Below are 20,148 nucleotides of genomic sequence, written 5' to 3' on the forward strand. Positions count from 1 at the left end.
ATTTAGAGAATTTGGAAAATAAAAAAATGTTTCACGTGGCACTTCTAGCTCGAATGTGCGCGGAGTAGCTGGCGGTAGCTGTTGAGGATGCCCGATTTGGAAATAAAGCCCACAAATTCGCCCGAAGTTTTCACTACCGGCAGGTTCCAGGCGCCAGTTTCATCGAACTTTTTGACAGCGCTCAGCACGCTGTCGAAGTCGCTGATGACGGTGGGCGGCTCTTTCATGAGCCCGCGGACGCTGAGCAGATCGTAGACTTCGGGATTGAATAGCAGCGGCCGTACATCGTCCAGCGAAATGATGCCGAGCAGCTTGCGGCGCCCGTCCACAACCGATATCATATTACGCTTTCCGGTACGGAACATTTCGGCCAATTCCTCGCGGGAACCGTCGATGTGGATCACCTGAATGTCCTTATCGATGAGGTCGAGAATGTGCAGCAGAGACAGCAAATTGCGGTCGTGCTCCTTGGTAAAAATCTTGCCCTGCGCGACGAGCTTTTGCAGGTCCGGCGAGATGGACGAAAACCATTTCGCCATGGAAAAAGAAGTGACCGCGACGATCATTAATGGGATAAAAAGATCGTAGCCGGAAGTCGATTCGGCGATCAGGAAAATGGCTGTGAGCGGCGCGTACATAACCCCGCTCATCACGCCCGCCATACCCACGATTACGAGGTTGCTCACTGGTACATCCGTCACGCCGGCCTGAATGCAAAGCAGCGCGAAAGCATACCCTAATGTGCCACCCGCGAAGAGTGACGGGCCAAAATTTCCACCGTTTCCACCACTGAAAATGGTGATGGATGCGGAGAATGCTTTGAGCAAACAAATGACCGAAACGAACACCACTACCACCCACTCGCGGTAGCTGATAAACCTGAAAAAACTGTTCTCGATAACGTCATTGATCTTCCCGTTTGTGATCGCTTTGATGGTGTCATAACCCTCGCCGAAAAGCGGTGGATAAAGCACACACAGGAACGAAAGTATAGCGCCGCCGAGCATGGCTTTCTGTACCCGCGACAGTTTCAGATTGTGAAAAAACTCGTCCACATATTTGGCGATCAAAACAAAATAGCGGGCGTACAAACCGCACAGAATTCCCAACACCAGGTAAAAAGGAATGTTGTGATAATCGAATGGATTGCGCGTCTTGAATTGAAATAAAACCTCCTCCTGCAAGAGCACCTTGGAGACAAGGCTACCACAAACCGCCGCGACTACGAGCGGAATAAAATCGGAAAAAACGACGCCGGTCAAAAGGATTTCAAAAGCAAACATCATCCCTGCGATCGGCGCATTGAATGCTGAGGCGATACCTGCCGTGGCGCCGGCAGCGAGCAGTAATGTTCGCTCGCGGTAATCCAGCTTGTAAGTCTGCGCAAAATTAGATCCGATAGCCGCACCCGTCACGGCAATAGGACTCTCCAACCCCGCCGACCCTCCCAGCCCGACGGTAATCGCGCTCTGGACAATCTGTGAGTACATTTTCACCGAGGAAACAACGCTTGAATTCTGCGCGATTTCGTAAAGTATTACCGGGATACCTTTCTTGTCCTGCCCTTTAAATACCAGCATGACCACCAGCGAAGTGAGCACGATACCCAGAAAAGGGAACACGACGTAAAAGAAAAGCTGGTCTTCGAAATGTACTTTGTAGGTAATAACGTAGTGTATGTAATGCACCAGCGATTTGAGCAGCACGCCCGCCAGCCCGCAGGTAATGCCTACGAGTACACCCGACAAAATCAGGAACTGGCTACGATTGAGCACACTTTTAAGCCAGAACAAAACGATCTCATAGATCTTGAATTTGTTGAGGCTGTACCGGGTAAACTCTTTTTTGAACTTAAAAAAGTTGTAAAACTTTTTAACACGCGTTTTATTCACAATGCAATATTTTGGGGCGACAGTCTGGCGAAGGTGGGAAACATTTGGTATTCTGCCAAAACAAAAACCCGCCGATTGCTCAGCGGGCTTCCGTCATTGATAAAGGCTGGTCTAATTCGCTCTCGCAAGCTGTACTTCCAGCTTGATATCCACATTACGGTCGTTGTTGTTGTAGCGCGAGCCATAGCCGCTACCCGTGCCGATCCCCACACCCATACCGCTTCCCATTCCGATTCCACCACCCAACCCGATACCGATCCGCGGACTGAAACCCGACTGCGATGACTGGCCGTCCACCTTAATGCTCACACCCATCATGCCGGTTTCCCGCACATTCACATTCAAAAGGCTAAAAGGAATGGCTACCTGCTCGGTCAGTTCTCCGTTGCGGTCCATGGCAATGTGCGACTTAATGCTGCTCTCAGGCACGGCCAGGTTGATAAAACGCTGACCTTGTCCGTCTTTCCAAACCGCTTCCTTGTTATAAGAATCCAGCAAAAGGTCCAGTCCAAGACTGTTAGGTAAGTCGGTATCGATCCTTTTCAGCGCCTTTCTGTCCTCCTTCATCACCACCGGGAAAAGTAAAGAGTAACCTTCTCTTTTTTGGCCGCTCGGGCTGAATGCGATCTTCATGCCGCTGCTCAGAATGTTCTGGATCGTGGTCGGATCTTTTGTTTTCAAGGTAAGGTACACGTACTGATCATCATTGATGATACCGTAGCGAAGTCTTGATTTTTGGTCCTGCTGATCTGGTTTTACTTCATCCACATACGAAAAAGGCGCATTCCATTTGGACTCGTATGGCATTGTCCTGGACGAGCCGCATCCGGCGAGGGCTGCCAGCAGCAAAAGGGTCCAGCTGTTTTTAACGATTTTCATTTTGTCAGTTGATAACGATTACAATTACTTCTAATAACGAAATCCATCTATGAACATTACGACAAAAACCGAGAAATCGTTGCAATTAGTGCATTGTGCCGCCTGCCAGCAGCGAATCAATTTTCCGGTGCAGCTTTTCCGGTTCAAAGGGTTTGGACAAAGTATCGTTCATCCCCGATGCGAGCGCCTGGGCAATTTCTTCGGGTAAAACCGTGGCCGAAAGCGACAGGATCGGTGTTTGAACTCTCAGCTGCGTCCGGGCAATATGTGCTGCCTGGAAACCGTCCATCTCCGGCATCCGGGTATCCATGATAATCAGGTTGAATGTCTGCTCTTTCAGCGCGTCCACGGCTTCTTTCCCATTCCCTACCACGCGGGTTTCCATCTCCCAGGCTTTCAGGTATTTTTTTAATAGAAGTGCGTTAATCGGGTTATCTTCTGCCACAAGTACGGTTTTTCCTGTAAAAGGCGGCAGTTCCTGGAATGAAACCGGCGGCTTCGAAGGCTCTGCTTTTTGATTGGCGTCGGGCAAAACCAGTGTAAAAAAGAATTCACTGCCGGCATTCTTGCGACTATTTACTTCCAGTTCGCTGCCCATTAAACGTACCAGTTTCTGGGAAATCGTGAGGCCGAGGCCCGTGCCGCCGTACTGGAACGAAGTGTTTTCAGAAGCTTGTCCGTACTCCGAAAAGATGTTTGCCAGCTGCTCCGCCGACATGCCGATACCCGTGTCTTCTACGCAAAAACGAATGCTATGCCCTGCCTCGGCCGCCGAAATGTGGTCTATTTTCAAAACCACGCCGCCCGTCTGGGTGAATTTCAATGCATTCCCGATCAGGTTGAGAAGTATCTGGTTGAGGCGCATGCCGTCTACCATGACACATTCAGGCACATTTTCGCTGATGATGAGGTTGAAGTTCAGACGTTTTTCTTCGGCTTTAAACTTCATCAAATCAATAATACCCTTGCCCACCACACGCAGATCGACCGAGGACGGGATGATCGAGAATTTACCTTCGTCGATCTTAGAAATGTCGAGAATATCATTCAGAATGTTCAGTAGCGAGCCCGACGACTGGCGCAGCATTTCGATATAATCTTTTTGAGAACTGTCCAGCGGCGTCGCTGCCAGCAGGTTAGCCAGCCCAATGATCCCATTCAGCGGCGTGCGGATCTCGTGGCTCATATTGGCCAGGAAAGATTCCTTTACTTTCCGCGCTTTTTCAGCCGCAGTTTGCGCGTCGATCAGCGCACGCTCGTGGGCTTTTCTTTTTTCCACATCATGTAAATTCACAAACAAGAGCCTGTTTTTGTACATAATGCGCAGTTCCAGCCAGACCGGCTGACGCAGGCGGCCGACAAACTGGTCTTCAACGACGATCGTTTCGCCGCCGGTATAGCTTCTCTTGATCAGAACATCCCGGAGCTCCGATTTCAGCGGGTCCACCAGCAGATCCAGCATGGTCACGCCGAGCAGCGAGGCAGGATGCAGCCCCAGAATGGTTTCGACAGAAGGGTTAATTGATAGAATGTTCCCCGACTCCGGCTCGACCGTCGCGATAATGTCGGGTGAGTTGAGCACGATCGTCGCATAATTTTCGAGCAGACGGTTTTTGTCCCGTATCTCCTTCTGGCTCCGCGCCAGCTTGATCAGCGAGTCAACTTTGGCATTGGTAATGTATGGATCGAGCGGTTTGTAAAGATAATCGATGGCACCAGTTTTCAGGCCGCGCACCGCGTAAGTCGTCTCCTTGGAGATTGCAGTCACAAAAACGATTAGTATCTCGCGGGTTTTGGGATTGGAAACCAATGTTTCGGCAAATTCAAAACCGTCCATGCCCGGCATTTGCACATCCACCAGCGCCACGGCAATGTCGTTTTCCCAGACGATCCGCAACGCTTCATTGGGGGAAGTTGTGGCGAATATTTCAATATCGTCGCGACTGAGAATTGCTTTCAGGGAAAGTAAATTTTCTTCCCGGTCATCAAGCAGTAAGAGTTTAGTATTTTCCATGGATTACGCTGAGAATCAATAAATTATGTTTTGCATGGCTGTTGAGAACGTATTTCTGTTTAAAATCGAATGCTTGCCCCACAGCTTTAATGCTTCCGAAGGCATCCGTGCAGATTCTGCCTCTGCAGGATTTTGCACATAGGTCGCGAAGCCACGGTCCGCCAGTAATTTCATCCCGAAAGCGCCATCAGCGCTCGAACCGGAAAACAGGCAAGCTGCCTTGACGGGAATGCCCGACATGGCAGCAGATATGAATGTGGCGTCGATAGAGGGTCTTGAAAAAAAATCCTTTTCAGACAAATCATAATAAAACCGGCGGTCGGGGCCGATCAGCAAATGATAATCCGGATAGGCAAAATAAATGCGGTTCGAATCAATGCGGTCGAGGTGATGCGGCTCGCTCATGGAAATATCCGTCTTGTTCCTGAACAACTCCGGCAGCACCGAAACACTCGACTTTCCACGGTGCAGGACAAAAACCAGCGCGAACGATATCGGACGTACGAGTAATGTCAGTATCTCTTCAAAAATGGCGAAGCTACCGGAAGAGCCGCCGATCAAAACCAGGCTGAGTGCATCACCGTTGACTGCTTTCATTGTATTTTCTGGTAAATGTTCAGGGTACTGTCAATTACCTTGAAATTGTTCTCGATACCTGAATAGCGCAATGTCTCGCGTTTGCCCAGGCAAAGAAAACCCAACATGCTCAAACTGTCATACAAAAGCTTGAATACTTTCTGGCGTAATTCCAGCGTAAAATAGATCATCACATTGCGGCAGCTGATAAACTGAAATTCGTTGAAAACGCCGTCGCCAGTGAGATCGTGAAGGGAAAAAACAATGTTTTTCCGCAGTTCGGGCGAGATAACCGCCTTGCTGTAAGCCACATGATAGTAGTCCGAGAGTGAGCCTTTGCCCGACGCCAAAAGGTAATTTTCCGAAAACGTACGGGTGCTGCTCAATGTAAACACCCCTTCCCGCGCAGCATTCAAAACACGGTTGTTCAGGTCGGTGGCGTAAATCAGAGAACGTTCGAGAAAACCTGCTTCTTTCAGCAAAATTGCCAGTGAAAATGCTTCCTCGCCTGACGCGCAGCCTGCCACCCAGAAACGCAGCGTAGGATAAGATTCCAGGTAGCTGAAAACCTCCGATTTGACTTTAATAAAAAACTCGGGATCCCTGAACATTTCGGAATAGTTGACCGTCATTTCCTGGATGAGATCATACACGATGCCCCCGCCCGGCTCAATGTGCTGCATCAGCTCCTCCACATTCATGTCGTGGCGGGTAAGATACCGGCTGGCCCTCCGCAGCAGCGACGGGCGCGCATAACCGGAGAAATCGAAACCCGAGATTTCCCGGATCCGACTGATCAGCATTTCCAATTCCGAATACTCGATTAAAACCATAAATCAGGCAGCGTGTAACCAGACTTTGATCAGCGACAACAGTTTGTCAATGTCCACCGGCTTCGATATATAATCGTTGGCGCCGGCGGCCATACATTGTTCCCTGTCACCCTGCATTGCTTTGGCTGTCACGGCGATAATCGGCAGTTTGAGCCATTTGTTATGTTCCCGTATTTTCCGGGTCGCTTCGATACCGTCCATTTCCGGCATCATGACGTCCATCAGTACCAGCTCGATACCCGGGACCTCTTCCAGCTTTTTGATCGCCTCCCTCCCATTCGTCGCAATCTCGATCTTAAACCCGGAATCTTCCAGGACCGCGCTCAATGCAAAAATATTCCGCATATCGTCGTCGGCGATCAGGATCTTCCGGCCCACAAAAACCTTTTCCGAATGCACCACAGGATTACTGAAATCCTCCGGCCGGACGTCGGGTTTCGATGTCCTGGGTTGTATTTTTTTCAAAAACAATTTTACCTCATCCAGCAGCCGCTCGTTGGATTTCTTGGTTTTGATCACCACCGGATGCGCATATTTCATCACGCGGCCCAGGTCTTCCTGGCTAAGATCCTCCGCCGTGTTCACGACAACCGGCAGCGCACTCCAATCCGGATTTTTCTTGATCTGATCGAGCAGGTCGAGCCCGTTCATATCCGCCAGGCGCACATCCAGAATGATGCCGTCTACCGAGTCTCTTTGTAAAATGTCGAGCGCTTCCTTTGCTGAAAATGCGTAAAGCACAAGAATGTTGTTGGCTGCCAGAAAGTCGCCCAGATACTTGCTTTGATACGTATCATCTTCAATGAGCAGGATACGCTGCTTTTCCAAGTCTTTACCTTCCAGTTTCAGGAGGTTAAAAATGCTTTCCGCCGATTTCTGGTCTACCGGTTTTTGCATAAACCCGATAGCGCCTTCTTTGAGAATGTCCACATCAAAATAATCACCCGCCGAGACCGTGTGCACGGGGATCAATCTGGTTTTTGTATCGGATTTCAGTTCCCGCAAAACATCATCGCCAGACATATCCGGCAGGTTCATATCCAGGATAATCGCGGTAGGATTGAATGTTCTGACCAATTCCAAAGCCGCTTTTCCATTCGTCGCCAGTGCAACCTGGAAACCGCTGTCCTCCGCTTTTGAAGTCATATCTGCCGCGAAAACTGCGTCGTCCTCGATCAGCAGCAGCCTATTTTCTTTCAAATGCTCGATCACCGGAGCAGGACGTACCACTACTTCCGGTTTTGCTTCCAGTTCCGGCAGAACCATTTCCGCTTCCGCAGACGTCCCGCTTTGCACCGGGATTTTCAGTGTAAAAACAGAACCCTTACCCGGCTCGCTCGACAAGGAAATTGACCCTTTGAACAACCCGGCCAGCTCGCGGCTGATCGAAAGTCCCAGACCTGTACCACCATATTTTCGGCTTGTAGAACCGTCGGCTTGCTGGAATGCTTCAAAAATCGCTTTCTGTTTTTCGAGCGGAATACCGATGCCGGTATCAGACACTTTGAAAGACAGAAACCCGTCTTCCTCACTGATCAGCAAAGACACCGAACCTGGTGCAGACGTAAATTTAATCGCGTTGGAAAGCAAATTCCGCACAATCTGGATCAATCTTACGTGGTCAACATATAAAGTATCGGGGCAGGAAGCTGCTTTTTCAAGATTCAATGTTAGCCCTTTATTTTCCGCCACTTTATGGAATGTATTGCGGATTTCACTCAGGATCAGCTCGGTAGCCACATTTTCGTTAAACAACTCAATTTTGCCAGACTCTACTTTTGCCAGATCGAGAATGTCGTTAATCAATGTTAAAAGATCATTTCCGGAATTGTAAATCACCGACGCGTACCGCTGCTCTTCCTCGCTCAGGCGGCTCCCTTTATTTTCACCTAATATCCGCGATAAGATCAGAATACTATTGAGCGGCGTACGCAGCTCATGGCTCATATTGGCCAGGAATTCACTTTTGAATTTGCCGCTTCTTTCCAGCTCGTCGGCTTTGATCTGTATCTGGTCGCGCGCTTCCTCGATCGTGCTTTTCTGCTCTTCCAGCATAAATGCCTTCTCTTCCAGCTCGGTATTTATTTGTTTTAGCTCCTCTTGTTGCACCCGCAATTCCTCTTCCGAAACCTGTAATAAGGATGTCTGGCGCGTCAGTTCTTCGTTGGTCACCCGCAATTCTTCCTGCTGACTTTCGAGTTCTTCCGCCTGTAACTGCGTTTTTTCAAGTAACTCATTGGCGGTTTGCCGGGCGTGGGAAGCCATGATACCTACGCCAATGTTGTCCGAAACCAGTTCCAGTAATTTGACCACTTTCGGCTCTGGATCAGTCAGATAACCCACTTCCAGGAGCGCCCGTACCTCACCGCCAAATGATATGGTCTTCACGATCACCGCCGCAGGCTCGGTACTTCCGGTGGCGGTCTGCACTGAAAAATAGGCGGGGGTAACTTCCAGTTTTTTGAGGCTTATCTTATCCTGGACAATCTGCCCGAGTATCCCGTCCCCGACAGTAATCTTGCCCGGAAAAGGTTGCGAACTGTTCATCCCCGAGCTTGCAGACATTTCCAATGTTTCGCCCGTCCTGGATACCAGGTACATGACCGCGATTTCAGCATTCGTCACCTCGACCAGTTTTTTCACCAGCCGCTCCGAAAGTTCTTTCAATGTAGGTTCCCCCCGGACCGCAGTGGACAACGTGATCGCAGCATTCAAAATCCAGTTTTTTTCCTGGTCTTCCAATGCCAATTCTTCCAGTCGCCGGTTGGCTTTTAAAGTTTCTTCCTCCGACGCTATCTGGGCATTATATGTTTTTCGGATAAAGTAATAAAGAAGCAGAATCACCAGTAAAAACGCCGAGCTACCCATCAGAATGTACTGCTTGGCTTCCGACGAGCTTACCGCCGCATTCTGTTCCCGCTCAATCAGCAGCCCTTCTTCCGCATTCTCAATCCGCCGGAAACTAAATTCAATGTGCGAAGACAGGTTTTTTCCTTGCAGCACGATCTTCTTGATGACGCCCAAAGTATCCTTGCGTAGTTTGAGCAGCTCGTACTGGCGGTTCATCAAATCGAGCCGCGATTCGAGAAGCAGCGACAATGAATCTACCCGAACTGTCTGGGTATTATTGTCTTTCACAAGCTTGCGAAGTACCTCTACCTGCGAAGCAATTTCGTTGCTCGACTGGATATAGTCGTTTTCAAACTTCGGGTTCCGGGTCAGTGCGTAGCCGCGAACATTGGACTCTGCCGTAAGCAGCAGGTTTTTGACCGAACTGGAAACGCGCATCACTTCCCTGGTATGGTTAACCCAGCCGGTGTTTTCTAGTTGTACGCGGATGGCGTTATAGGACGTATACCCTACAACCAGCACTAAAAAAATGGAGAAAGCTATGCCTATGAAAACCTGTCGCTGAAAAGAGATGCGCATAAGGGACAAAAAGGGATAGAATTAAATCGAGCGGGATATTTTCCGTGAATATCACTAAAAATAATGATTTGACGCTGTTTCCTGCTCAACAGTGTAGTGGTTTTTTTGTATTCCGCCACATTTCGATAAAATTAATTCTACTTTATTTAAAGAATGCAGTAAACTCACCCGATTATATCACGCAACCCACTCTACCGCTTCGTCTTCCAGGGTTATCAGCACGCCGCGGGACTTGTTCCCCGACTCCTGATTTGCCTTAATCAACTTCCTTAAATGCCGCCGGGGCTCATCGGGATTGTTGCCGCCGACGAATGACATGAAGATCGATTCACCGTCCCGGGTTTGAACTACCCGGTCTATATGTAGCAGTTTTCCGCCCGGCATCAGCAGCTCTTTATTGACCTGAATGTGGTTTTCGTCATCATATAAAATCCGCAGCGAAGGATCGTTCAGCAGGTTACTGGCCGATTTTTCAATTTCAAATGTTTCTTTTGAAGTAAAAATCCCCTCGGTCACCAGCTTCCGTAAAGCCTCCGGTAAATCGGAAACTGTCCGGAGGCGCGTGAGCAGATACCGCATTTTTTGCAGTCGGTCGCGCCGCGGTTCAAAGGTTTGTACGTCAAAAATCCGGTCGGCCATTCTTCGGAGCCGCAATGATTCCGTGCGATCGTTACTCAGGATATGTTGAACGACAAATGGCTGAAAATCAGTTTTCTGATGTGCATGAAAAGGCTGACTGGCTGCATTGGAAAGCACATATTTCGATTCCTGCTCACTCCATGCCGGCACAAAATCCTGCTGGCTGAGATAATCCCGCAGCCAGTTGCTCACCTGTTGCCCGCCCTCCCACTTGCGGTCGCGCTTCGCCAGAATATACAATCTTTGTACGGGCCGGGTAAATGCGACGTAAAGTAAGTTCAAATTTTCAGCCAGAATCCGCTCGCGCTCATTTTGGTACTGATCGGCCACCGGCGTACTTTCCAGATCTTTCACCAGTGAAACCAGCGAGCTGTTCAGCTTTTTTGGCTTCTCATCGTCCTCAGCCGGCAAGGCAAGTTCGTCATAAGAGACATTTTCCAGATCCAGCCACAAACGGTCCAGCCGGGCATTCGGCGACACTTTCCAATGTGCGTAAGGAACAATCACAACCGGATATTCCAAACCTTTCGATTTATGGATGGTCGTGATCCTAATTGCATCGGTTTCGTCGGGAATCGTGATTGAAATTCGCTGCCGGGCAGTTTCCCAATAAATCAGAAAATCGCCAAGGTGGTTACTCTTCCGGTTGCCGAATTCCAGCACCACGTCGAGAAAGCGGAAGAGATATTCATTCTCAAAATGATTTTCCAGTAATCCGAAATGCTGCATTAAATATTCACTCAGCTCAAAAACAGAGAGTTGCCGCATCCGGAACGAGCTGAGGGTGATGTTCCATTTTCTAAAATAATTTAGAAAACTATCCAGTCCCCGCTCCTCGCACAACAGTCTTATCTGCTCATAATCAGCCGGCGCCGGATTTTCTCGCCGGATCACGTGATGAAAAAGATAGGACGCCTCATACCGCGCCAGCCTGTGGTCGGAGCTGTGCAGGACTTTCATGAACGACACTACAAAATGCACCGCCCGCGAATAACCCAGCGAAAGCGCGTCGTCCGAAATGAGCGGGAAACCCGCCTCTTTCATGGAATTCGCCAAAGCAGTTGCTTCTTTTTTCCGGCGGCATAAAATGGCAATATCCCGCCAATTATAGCCGGTTGCGCGTAGCTCAGCCACCAATTCCAGCGAACGTTTCACAATGTTGTCTACCGCATCAGTCTGCTCATTTTCAATGACTTCATCCTTCACTTCCAAAAATTCCAGCTCCACATGCCCGCCTTCTTTGACTCCCTCAGGAATTTCTTGCTGGAAGTTCTGATCGTACACTTCGCGGATCAGCGGATAATCATTGCCAAGTTCATTGGCGACAAATGCAAAGAAATTGTTATTAAACTGTGTGATTTCCCGGAAGCTGCGGCGGTTGGTTTTCAAATGGTTAACGTGCAGATACTGATCGAGGCTGCCCAATCTTTCAGTATGAAAAGTGTCGTCACCAAAAATCGTCGCCAGCTGCATCACCTGGCTTTGCGCCAGTTGGAGGATCAAATCCATATCCCCTCCCCGAAAACGATAAATCGATTGTTTCGCGTCCCCTACCACCAGGTTAAAAAATCCGCCCGACAAAGCATTTTCGATCAGCGGCAGCAAGTTGGCAAACTGCAATTTGGAGGTATCCTGGAATTCGTCCACCAGAATGTGGTTGTACCGCTCGCCCAGGCGCTCAAAAATGAAAGGTACCGGCTCCCGCGCTACAATCTCCACGATTTTGCGGTTGAAATCCGAAATATGTACCTGGTTATTCTGTTTCAGCAGCGCGTCAAATTCCTTCCGGATTTCGCCCAAAAGTGACAAATGATAAATGTGCCTGCCAAGCTGATTGTATAACGTAACTTTCTGTGTTTCAACCAGCCGGATGTTCTCAATCTGGTGAAAATAATTTTCCAGGTCTGTCCTGATCTTTTCAATTTCATCTTTGATTAAAACCGGCGACTTGGCACCATACCACACGCCCTCGCCGATGGTTTTGTATACGTAAGAATTCGGCTCCGCCCAGAGCTTCTTCCCCTCCGACCGGTCCCGAAAAAACCCGAAAATGCCCCGCCCGCTCTGATGGAAATCTTTTTCCGTCAAAAAGGTAGATTGAATCACATCGAATGCATTTTTGGAAAGCCTGGTTACCATCGCCTCTTTTTCCCTGACAAATGTGCTCATCTGGTTCCGGATCGAGATCCAGTCTTCCATTTTCAGGTTTTCTACCAGCTTCATTTTCAAGTAACTCTGCTCGCTCAGCAAGGTTCCGGCCGTCTCGCGGATCTGCATCGGCAGTGCGCCCCAGCTTTTTCCTTCCTCCGCATTTTCGCGGTAGTATCGCTCCACAATGTCGGTCAGAACACCTTCGCCATCCTGCCCGATCCGCGCCAGCAGCCGGTCCACCGCTTCATTCAGCAGGTCACCGTCGAGTTGGGTTTCAAAAATAAAGGGTATCCCCAGCTCATCCGTAAAGCTGCTGATCAGCCTCTGCGTGAACTTATCGATGGTCATCACGGCAAAATCCGAATATCGGTGAAGGATTTGCCTGAAAACCGCATGTGCCCGCTCCGACATTCTGCGCATCCCCTCGGCCAGAACGTCGGGATCTGTAAGAGCCTCAGGATAAAGCTCTGTGGTAATGTCATAAAGCATTTGTGGCGGCTGCGATGAACCTGACGACGCAAATAACCGCAACATCAGCAGGATACGGTCCTTCATTTCATTGGCAGCCGCATTGGTAAATGTTACCGCCAGTATATGCTTGAAATAAGTGTCTGAATCCGAGGTTAAAGCCAGTTTTAGATACTCTTTGGTCAAAGTGTAAGTTTTTCCTGACCCTGCCGATGAACTGTATACTTTAAACACTTTTGAAGAAAAATGATGTGGATGACTGGTCAATATACACAAAAAAAGCAGGCTGAGACCTGCTTTTTGAGATACTGAAAAAGGGAAATGCTATTACAAATTGAAGCGGATACCTGCCGAAATGTTGGGGCTCAGGTAAAAAGGTCTTGGCAAAAGTTCAAGGTAGGTACCGCCTTCCAGGAACACCGAAATGCGGTTGTCCGGAATGTAATATTCAAAACCACCCAGCACCGAACCGCCCAATGAAATGTCTTTTTCGTAGTTGCCGGTCAACCTCTTAGGATAAGACCTGCGGCTGTTAACCTGCCCGCCCAGACCGTAGTAAACATGCACAGTCTCGGAATTAAAAACGGGCGTGTGCCACAAATAATGCACCTGCAAAGATACCCCGGCATTTTTGTAGGTCCCCTCATCGCCCCGGTACTTCCGGTCATTTGAGAGCAGCCCGCCGTAGGTACCGATGGTCACGTCCAGTGCATGAATGTTGTTAAAATATTTGCGGATATTGACTCCGGTAGGCTCGCCCAGTTTAAAACCCACAGCCCAGTTATCGTACTGCGCTTGCGCGATTCCAAAGCATAATGTTAAAATGATTGATAAGGCTAATTTCTTCATAATTGAGTACGTCGGGGAATGTTCTATTTGAGTATTGAATGTTACTACACAATAACGCTCGTCTGCTGGTATTTCTTTAAAGAATTGATCAAAACTTCATTTTCAGCCTGCGTTCCTACGGTTATTCTAAGACATCCGTCGCAAAGTGCAACCCGCGAGCGGTCCCGCACAATGATCTGTTCGCCGATCAGATAATCCATCACGGCCTTCGCGTCTTCAAACTGTACCAAAAGGAAGTTGGCGTCCGACGGGTGAATGTGGATCACCAGCGACAACTCTTCCAGCATATTATGCAGCGCAGCTCTTTGCGTAAGAATGTCCGCCACCATTTCGTCCTTACTTTCCTGATTTTCCAAACCTCGAAGCAGGGCTTGCTGTGCAGGCAGGCTAATGTTGTAAGGTGGTTTTATTTTATTCAAAATTTTAATCAGCTCCACCGACGCGAAGCACATTCCCACCCTGAGCCCCGCCAATCCCCAGGCTTTGGAGAATGTTTGCAGCACCACCAGGTTCGGATTTTCGTCCAACTTACTGATCCAGGAAGGTGTTTCTGTAAAATCAATATATGCCTCGTCGACAACCACCAATCCATTGAAATTTTCAAGAAGCGTTTGGATGGCGTCCTGTTGCATCACATTACCCGTCGGATTATTCGGCGAACAAATCCAGATGATTTTGGTAAAAGGCGTGATTGCATTCAAAACTGCCTGCGTATCAATGTGATAATCCGGCGTCAGCAACACTTTGTCAATTTTGACATCATGAATGTTGGCGCTCACTTCGTACATACCGTACGTCGGCGGCATAATGATCACATAGTCGTGCGCAGGCGTGCAGGTAGCGCGTACCAGTAAGTCGATCGGTTCATCGCTGCCATTTCCCAGAAATATGCGGGACGGATCGATGCCCTTGATCGGTGCCAGTTTTTGTTTGATTTCGGCCTGATACGGATCAGGATATCTGTTATAATGTTCCTCAGTAACAGAGCCGTACGGATTTTCATTGGCATCCAGAAACACCCCGACGTGGCCGGTATATTCGTCTCTGGCGGAGGAATAAGGGGCCAGCGAAATGATATGCGGCCGCAGGATTTTATTTAATTCAAAAGTATTCTTCATTGTAAATCCCGGCATTGCGGCCAGGTATTTGATTTATTTAGAAAACACGTACAGTCTTTTATCAAATTCAAAAGGCTCCACGTCCACAATTTTGATAGCGCTGGCATTCACATGCATCGGGTTGATCAGATAATTAAACTCCGATTTTACCACCACCGAGGGCACGCGGCACAAAAGCGTCCGCTTTTCGCGCAGCCAGGTATCCCCTGTTTCTTTCGTCCAATGCGGCTCTTCCTGCCAATCCTGGATCATGTATGGCGCCTGCGTATTCACCATAGGATCAGGCACATACAGCACGACAACAACATAATCTGGCGGCGGGACCGTCCTGCTCCAGTGCACCAGCACTTCCAGCATAGCCAGCGAGCGGTGAGAGGAGGTATAAAGCATGTGGTTTCCGGGGGAATTCCATCTTCCGCCGTGATAAAAGGCACCTATTCCGGTAAGATCGTTTTGAAATTCAGTGCGTGTGATCCTGAAAAGCTCCATTAAGCGAAGATTCCGTGTTCGATCCGGCCCAGCTCGGTTTTGATGAGCTCAATGCCGGCATGTGTTTTTAAAAATGTGACCGGCTTCTCCTGGCCGAGCGCAGGGATCATGTTATTGAGCCAGTCCAGAAAATAGGTTTTACCTAAAACCCTTACCCCTACCGAAAAAAGATCTGCGAGTGCGATCAGATGATCTGAAACTACATTGCTCAGCAAATCCACATCTTCGTAGCGTTGCAGGTTCCTGGGAGTAACTGGTAATAAAGCGATTACATCTTTGGCATCCATCCCTACCGAATCCGCCAGATGCTGGATCGAGGCTTTGGGCACACCGTTTTCGGCCAGATGTGCGAGATCAAAATCACTTTTTACAGCATGTTTGAGAACATTATATCCTCCCAAACGCTCATTTACCATTCGTGCTGTCATAACTGGATTCTTTAACATTGAGAAATATGTCCTCTAAATTAAGACATTTTTCCTGGTTTAAAAATTCCTTTTCACTTTTTTCACAAAAGACTTTTCAATCGAATGCTAACTGCCTTCTTATGTGCTTCGAGTGATTCTGCCTCGGCCATCGCTTCTACGGTCGGGCCAATGTTACGGATACCGGTTTCGGTAATGTGCTGCACGGTAATTTTTTTGACAAAACTATCTACGGAAACGCCGCTGTAAGCGCGTGCGTAGCCATTTGTGGGTAATGTATGGTTGGTACCAGAAGCATAATCCCCGCAGGATTCGGGCGTGTAGTTACCTAAGAAGATAGAACCTGCATTAATGATTTTTTCAGAAACGGTTTCCGCGTTGGCAATGCTGAGGATTAAATGTTCTGCTGCGTATTGGTTTAAAAGGTCAATGGCATCCTCTTGTGAGTCAAGTAAAATGGCTTTACTATTTGCGATGGCCTGCGCGGCCAGATCGCGGCGCGGAAGTCTGTCGAGTTGGGACGATAATGTTAGATTTACAGAGGAAAGTAATTTCTTGCTGGTCGAAACAAGGAGAACCTGACTATCCGGACCGTGCTCGGCCTGGGATAAAAGATCGGCCGCGACGAAGGATGGAATCGCAGTATCATCCGCGTACACAGCCACTTCCGAAGGCCCGGCGGGCATATCAATCGCGACGCCCTCCTTGCTGACGAGCATTTTGGCAGTCGTCACATACTGGTTTCCAGGGCCAAAAATCTTGTAAACTTTCGGCACGCTTTCAGTACCGTAAGCCAGCGCCGCAATCGCCTGCGCCCCGCCGATCCGGAATGCTTTTGTCACGCCTACCAGTTTGGCAGCATACAAAATCGCCGGGTGATCGGAAGGTGTGCAAAGAATAATGTCTTTACAACCAGCAATTTGCGCCGGAATACCCAGCATTAAAACGGTGCTGAACAAAGGTGCTGAACCTCCCGGAATGTAAATGCCCACTTTCTCGATCCCGACACTCCGCCGCCAGCAGGTGACGCCGGGCATGGTTTCGATTTTTTCCGCAGGCTGCAATTGCGCCTGGTGAAATTTATAAATGTTCTGATACGCCTGCCCGATCGCTTCTTTCAGATTTTCATCCAGTTTTTCGGCAGCATCATCAATGTCTTTTTGAGAAAAAGCCAGCTCGGTTAATTCGGTTTTGTCAAATCGTCGCGCCAGTTCCCTGATCCCCGCGTCGCCCTGCGTCCTCACCTGATGGAGGATTGGCAGTACTTTTCCTTCAATATCCTTTGCTTCCAGGACCGGGCGCGCCAGTAATTCGGCCCATCGGTCTCTTTCCGGAAATGCAATAATGTTCATAATTATAAGATCATTTTTTCGATCGGTATCACCAGGATACCTTCGGCGCCGGCCTGGCGGATTTTCTCAATGTTTTCCCAAAATTCATTTTCATTGATTACCGAATGCAGCGAGCACCAGCCTTCGGTCGTCAAAGGCAAAATCGTCGGGGAGCGCATGCCGGGCAGGAATTTGGAAATATTTTCGACCGCGTCGGTGGGACAATTGAGCAGGATATACTTGTTATTTTTAGCAACCTGAACCGATTTGATGCGGAAAAGCAGCTGATCCAACAAACCCTGCTGAACCTCAGACAAATGTTTGCTCGCGATCATCACAGCCTCGGAACGGAAAATCGTTTCCACTTCCTTCAAACCATTACTTAATAAGGTACTTCCCGAGCTCACAATGTCACAAACTGCATCTGCTAGCCCAATACTCGGCGCGATTTCTACGGAGCCGCTGATCTCGTGGATCTGCGCAGTAACATTGTTGGCTGCCAGGTATTGGCTCAGCAATCTCGGATAAGTTGTCGCAATGCTTTTTCCTTCCAAATCCTGCACGCCCAGATATTCATGCTCGCGCAAAACGCCGATGGAAAGCCTGCATTTGGAAAAACCCAATTTATGTACTGTATCAACATTCCGATTGGATTCTTCCGAAACATTCTCGCCCACGATACCCAGATGCGCCACGCCGTCTTCGACATAGCCCGGAATATCGTCGTCCCTCAGAAAAAGAATTTCGGCAGGAAAATTGGTTGCATCGGTTTTCAGTTTTCCGGCACCATTATCAAAGCGGATTCCGCATTCTTTAATAAGCTTCAAAGAATCCTCGCTCAATCTTCCCGATTTCTGTATTGCAATCCTTAAAATGTTGTTATTCATCGTGTTGGTACGCTGTGAGGCTTGGTAATTTATATGGCTGGGTCAACTGGCAGCCGTCAGTAAAGAGATAATGTCTTCGATTTTCAGTTTCTGCTGCTCGCCGCTCTTCATATTCTTTAATGTCAGCAGGCCTGAGTTCAGTTCCTCCGAGCCGATTAAAATCACGAAAGGAATGTTTTTGCGGTCGGCATAGTCCAGCTGTTTTTTCAATTTCACCTGGTCCGGGTAAAGCTCCGAATTAATGCCTGCCTGTCTGAGTTTTGGTAAAATCGACAAACCGAATGTAAAAGCCGCCTCGTCAAAGTTGGAAACCATCACCTGCGTTCCCGTCGATTGCGCATCCTTGAACAAATTCAGTTCTTCCATCACATCGTAGATCCGGTCCACCCCCAGCGAAATCCCGACGCCCGAAATGCCTGGCACACCGAATGTTCCCGTCAGGTTATCATATCTTCCGCCGCCCGAAATGCTGCCAATCTGCACGTTATTGGCTTTTACCTCGAAAATGGCACCGGTATAATAAGACAAGCCGCGGGCCAATGTTACGTCAAATTCAATTTTGGCATGCTCCAATCCGAGCACTTTCACCATCGCCCAAACTTCCTCCAACTCCTGGATCCCCTTCAATGCCACGGGAGATTCCGCCAGCCAGTCGCTCAGCTCAGTAAAAGGTTCGTCTTCATTGGAAAGGTTAAAAATCGGATCAAGCTGGCCGATACTTTCGCCGGAAAAACCTCTTTCCAGCAGTTCTTCCACCACTTTATCCTTTCCTATTTTATCCAGCTTATCAATCGCCACACAAAGCGGCCCTTCCATGCCGTGCGCACCGATAATGTCGGCGATACCCGTCAGGATTTTTCTATTATTGATTTTAACAGTAAAATCAATGATACCCAATGCTGGCAGAATGTCGTGTAAAAGAAGAACGATTTCAGCTTCGCAAAGCAAGGAATCGGTCCCTACCACATCGGCATCACATTGGTAAAATTCACGGTAACGTCCTCTCTGCGGACGGTCTGCCCGCCAAACCGGCTGTATCTGGTAACGTTTGAAAGGCATCGGCAAGGTACCCCGGTTCATCGCCACATAGCGCGCAAAAGGCACCGTCAGATCATATCTGAGCCCTTTTTCGGAGATTTTCGTTGTCAAAGGTTTGTAACCTTCCTGCCAATCCTGCGCTACCAGCTTTCCGCTAAAATCCCCGGAGTTCAATATTTTGAAAAGCAGCTGGTCGCCTTCGTCGCCATATTTGCCCATCAGGACAGAAAGATTTTCAAAAGCGGGTGTTTCTAAAGGAAGGAAGCCGTAGCGCTGAAATGACCGGCGGATGGTGTCAAATATAAAATTACGCTTCGCCATTTGTTCGGGACCGAAGTCTCGGGTTCCGCGGGCTAGGGATGGTTTACTCATTATTAGGAAGACAAAAAAGAATGGCCAAATCGCCAATTGACCCGCAAAGTTAGGGCAGGTTAGGTAATATTTGTGATTATTATCTGCATTATTTATGCGAAATTGATTAATTTCGCGGCTCTTTCACAAAACAAAAAATACAATGGGAGTTACGGAATTAAAACGTAAAGGTCGCAGGAACAAGGCGGTAGCTAACAATCGTACCGCGAAGATCAAAGATCTTTTACGTAAACCAGAAGTTCGCAACGTCGACGTTGAGGCAATAAAGGCTCAGTTTGAAGCAAACAAAAAATAAATAAGCCTCTCTGGAATGTTATCCAACTAGTCCTGTCAATCTGTTTTGGTAGGGCTTTTTGTTTTTTTGGAGGATTTATTTTTGCTGGCCGATTTCGTGTTGATTTTCCGGATCAGCTGCCGCATACTTCTGCGGGTTTCCCGGCGAACATGCAGTAATATCCTGAAACGGAGTGCCTCGCCGAACATAATCAGTCCACCATTGATCAACGCCAGACTGTAAAGTCCCAGAACCATCCAAACCTGCGTAGGCTCCCCAACCCGGCGCTCGTGGGCCGCCTGGCTGAGCACCGTCAGACCGAAGCTGAACAACAACAGTCCGCATGGCGCAAGGATGATCCATTTGGTACGCGTTGACATTCTTTTAATCAGCCTTTTGCCGGGTGGTTTCGGATCAATTGAGGGGATCATTAACGGAAATTTTGCAGATGATGATCCTAAAATTATTAATTTTTAGTTAATAG

16 protein-coding genes are annotated in these 20,148 nt (G+C 48.5%); 1 reads left to right on the forward strand and 15 read right to left on the reverse strand.

Going from position 1 to position 20,148, the window contains the following annotated elements; genetic code table 11:
* Positions 1-44: 44 nt before the first annotated feature.
* The 14 genes from FEN17_RS05395 to hisS form a co-directional block, all read right to left on the reverse strand.
* Entirely contained in the window at positions 45-1,892 is a 1,848-nt protein-coding gene (locus FEN17_RS05395) for a chloride channel protein (RefSeq protein WP_138364253.1), read from the reverse strand.
* Positions 1,893-2,003: 111 nt separating this feature from the next.
* A complete protein-coding gene (locus tag FEN17_RS05400; protein WP_138364254.1) occupies positions 2,004-2,771 on the reverse strand; it encodes a hypothetical protein in 768 nt (255 codons plus the stop codon).
* A gap of 85 nt (positions 2,772-2,856) precedes the next feature.
* Positions 2,857-4,785, reverse strand: coding sequence for a response regulator (locus tag FEN17_RS05405; protein ID WP_138364255.1), 1,929 nt, complete (start codon positions 4,783-4,785; stop codon positions 2,857-2,859).
* Positions 4,786-4,800: 15 nt separating this feature from the next.
* A complete protein-coding gene (locus FEN17_RS05410) occupies positions 4,801-5,382 on the reverse strand; it encodes a chemotaxis protein CheB (protein WP_138364256.1) in 582 nt (193 codons plus the stop codon).
* The gene (locus FEN17_RS05415; RefSeq protein WP_138364257.1) at positions 5,379-6,194 is read right to left on the reverse strand and encodes a CheR family methyltransferase; all 816 of its coding nucleotides are present in this window, start codon (positions 6,192-6,194) and stop codon (positions 5,379-5,381) included. The genes FEN17_RS05410 and FEN17_RS05415 overlap by 4 nt, the downstream gene beginning before the upstream one ends.
* Before the next feature lie 3 nt (positions 6,195-6,197).
* Positions 6,198-9,623 (reverse strand): hybrid sensor histidine kinase/response regulator, encoded by a 3,426-nt coding sequence (locus FEN17_RS05420; RefSeq protein WP_138364258.1) that lies wholly within the window; start codon positions 9,621-9,623, stop codon positions 6,198-6,200.
* A 177-nt stretch (positions 9,624-9,800) separates the two neighbouring features.
* Positions 9,801-13,115, reverse strand: coding sequence for a UvrD-helicase domain-containing protein (locus FEN17_RS05425; protein ID WP_138364259.1), 3,315 nt, complete (start codon positions 13,113-13,115; stop codon positions 9,801-9,803).
* A 93-nt stretch (positions 13,116-13,208) separates the two neighbouring features.
* Positions 13,209-13,730 (reverse strand): hypothetical protein, encoded by a 522-nt coding sequence (locus tag FEN17_RS05430; RefSeq protein WP_138364260.1) that lies wholly within the window; start codon positions 13,728-13,730, stop codon positions 13,209-13,211.
* 44 nt (positions 13,731-13,774) lie between these two features.
* Positions 13,775-14,848 carry a histidinol-phosphate transaminase gene (hisC, locus tag FEN17_RS05435; RefSeq protein WP_138364261.1) on the reverse strand — a complete coding sequence of 358 codons (1,074 nt, stop codon included), beginning with the start codon at positions 14,846-14,848 and terminating at the stop codon, positions 13,775-13,777.
* Positions 14,849-14,881: 33 nt separating this feature from the next.
* Positions 14,882-15,337, reverse strand: a complete 456-nt coding sequence (locus FEN17_RS05440) for an RES family NAD+ phosphorylase (RefSeq protein WP_138364262.1) — start codon at positions 15,335-15,337, stop codon at positions 14,882-14,884.
* The gene (locus tag FEN17_RS05445; protein ID WP_138364263.1) at positions 15,337-15,765 is read right to left on the reverse strand and encodes an Xre family toxin-antitoxin system antitoxin; all 429 of its coding nucleotides are present in this window, start codon (positions 15,763-15,765) and stop codon (positions 15,337-15,339) included. Before FEN17_RS05445 ends, FEN17_RS05440 begins: the two co-directional genes overlap by 1 nt.
* An 80-nt stretch (positions 15,766-15,845) precedes the next feature.
* Positions 15,846-17,114 carry a histidinol dehydrogenase gene (gene hisD / locus FEN17_RS05450; protein WP_138364264.1) on the reverse strand — a complete coding sequence of 423 codons (1,269 nt, stop codon included), beginning with the start codon at positions 17,112-17,114 and terminating at the stop codon, positions 15,846-15,848.
* A gap of 2 nt (positions 17,115-17,116) precedes the next feature.
* Positions 17,117-17,980, reverse strand: a complete 864-nt coding sequence (hisG, locus tag FEN17_RS05455; RefSeq protein WP_138364265.1) for an ATP phosphoribosyltransferase — start codon at positions 17,978-17,980, stop codon at positions 17,117-17,119.
* A 42-nt stretch (positions 17,981-18,022) separates the two neighbouring features.
* Entirely contained in the window at positions 18,023-19,390 is a 1,368-nt protein-coding gene (gene hisS, locus FEN17_RS05460; RefSeq protein WP_138364266.1) for a histidine--tRNA ligase, read from the reverse strand.
* Between the two features lie 142 nt (positions 19,391-19,532).
* On the opposite strand from hisS, the gene FEN17_RS27215 reads away from it, so the two are divergent.
* Positions 19,533-19,685: a hypothetical protein gene (locus FEN17_RS27215; protein ID WP_166444435.1), complete on the forward strand. Its 153-nt coding sequence runs from the start codon at positions 19,533-19,535 to the stop codon at positions 19,683-19,685.
* A 35-nt stretch (positions 19,686-19,720) separates the two neighbouring features.
* On the opposite strand, the gene FEN17_RS05465 is transcribed toward FEN17_RS27215, so the two are convergent.
* Positions 19,721-20,095, reverse strand: coding sequence for a hypothetical protein (locus FEN17_RS05465; RefSeq protein WP_138364267.1), 375 nt, complete (start codon positions 20,093-20,095; stop codon positions 19,721-19,723).
* Positions 20,096-20,148: the final 53 nt, after the last annotated feature.

The sequence above is a fragment of the Dyadobacter luticola genome (assembly GCF_005860805.1).
GTDB lineage: Bacteria > Bacteroidota > Bacteroidia > Cytophagales > Spirosomataceae > Dyadobacter > Dyadobacter luticola.

Coding starts and splice junctions, on each gene's coding strand:
- FEN17_RS05405 (WP_138364255.1), bottom strand. CDS start 4,785: ATGGAAAATACTAAACTCTTACTGCTTGATGACCGGGAAGAAAATTTA.
- hisD (WP_138364264.1), bottom strand. CDS start 17,114: ATGAACATTATTGCATTTCCGGAAAGAGACCGATGGGCCGAATTACTG.
- hisG (WP_138364265.1), bottom strand. CDS start 17,980: ATGAATAACAACATTTTAAGGATTGCAATACAGAAATCGGGAAGATTG.
- FEN17_RS05440 (WP_138364262.1), bottom strand. CDS start 15,337: ATGGAGCTTTTCAGGATCACACGCACTGAATTTCAAAACGATCTTACC.
- FEN17_RS05465 (WP_138364267.1), bottom strand. CDS start 20,095: ATGATCCCCTCAATTGATCCGAAACCACCCGGCAAAAGGCTGATTAAA.
- FEN17_RS05410 (WP_138364256.1), bottom strand. CDS start 5,382: ATGAAAGCAGTCAACGGTGATGCACTCAGCCTGGTTTTGATCGGCGGC.
- FEN17_RS05420 (WP_138364258.1), bottom strand. CDS start 9,623: ATGCGCATCTCTTTTCAGCGACAGGTTTTCATAGGCATAGCTTTCTCC.
- FEN17_RS05445 (WP_138364263.1), bottom strand. CDS start 15,765: ATGACAGCACGAATGGTAAATGAGCGTTTGGGAGGATATAATGTTCTC.
- FEN17_RS05400 (WP_138364254.1), bottom strand. CDS start 2,771: ATGAAAATCGTTAAAAACAGCTGGACCCTTTTGCTGCTGGCAGCCCTC.
- FEN17_RS05415 (WP_138364257.1), bottom strand. CDS start 6,194: ATGGTTTTAATCGAGTATTCGGAATTGGAAATGCTGATCAGTCGGATC.
- hisS (WP_138364266.1), bottom strand. CDS start 19,390: ATGAGTAAACCATCCCTAGCCCGCGGAACCCGAGACTTCGGTCCCGAA.
- FEN17_RS05430 (WP_138364260.1), bottom strand. CDS start 13,730: ATGAAGAAATTAGCCTTATCAATCATTTTAACATTATGCTTTGGAATC.
- FEN17_RS27215 (WP_166444435.1), top strand. CDS start 19,533: ATGGGAGTTACGGAATTAAAACGTAAAGGTCGCAGGAACAAGGCGGTA.
- hisC (WP_138364261.1), bottom strand. CDS start 14,848: ATGAAGAATACTTTTGAATTAAATAAAATCCTGCGGCCGCATATCATT.